Genomic DNA, 533 nt, shown 5'->3' on the forward strand with positions numbered 1-533 from the left:
CGCTGGCTCTCCCCGCCGGTGCAGGTGGCCTGGACGACGGGCGCGTTCGCGGTAGTGGCGGTCACGTCGGCGCAGAGCCCGGAGGCGCCGTTGACCATGGTGTGGCTGCCGTCGGCGTTGGCGGTGAGCTGCCACTGCTGGTTGGTGCCGCCCCAGTCGCTGTACTGCACGACGTTGGCGCCGTCGTTGGTCGCCGCGTTCTGGACCTCGACCGCCTTGTTGCTGTTGCGGTTGATCAGTCGGACGTAGCCGCTGTCGGAGTCGGCGAGCCGGAACTGCTGGTTGGTGCCGCCGTTCCAGGGGGCCTGCTGGGCCGGCGCCCGGTTGGCGGTGGCGCCCCAGCCGTCGGCGGCCATGCCGTTGGTGCGGTTGACCAGACGGTAGTAGCCGTTGCCCAGATCGACGGCCTGCCACTGGAGGTTCGGGCTGCCGCCCCAGGTCCACTGCTTGAGTTTGCTGCCTGAGGCGACGTTGCCGCCGCTGTCCAGCGTCAAGCCGTCGGTGACGTTGGTGAGGCGGAAGTACTTGGCAGG

General features: G+C 69.8%; 1 protein-coding gene. It reads right to left on the reverse strand.

Annotation, left to right across the window (positions count from 1 at the left end; translation table 11 throughout):
- Nucleotides 1-533 (reverse strand): RICIN domain-containing protein (locus tag ABD323_RS45090; RefSeq protein ID WP_344447733.1); only part of this gene is annotated, 533 nt, incomplete at both ends.

It is taken from the genome of Kitasatospora nipponensis (assembly GCF_039528135.1).
Lineage (GTDB): Bacteria > Actinomycetota > Actinomycetes > Streptomycetales > Streptomycetaceae > Kitasatospora > Kitasatospora nipponensis.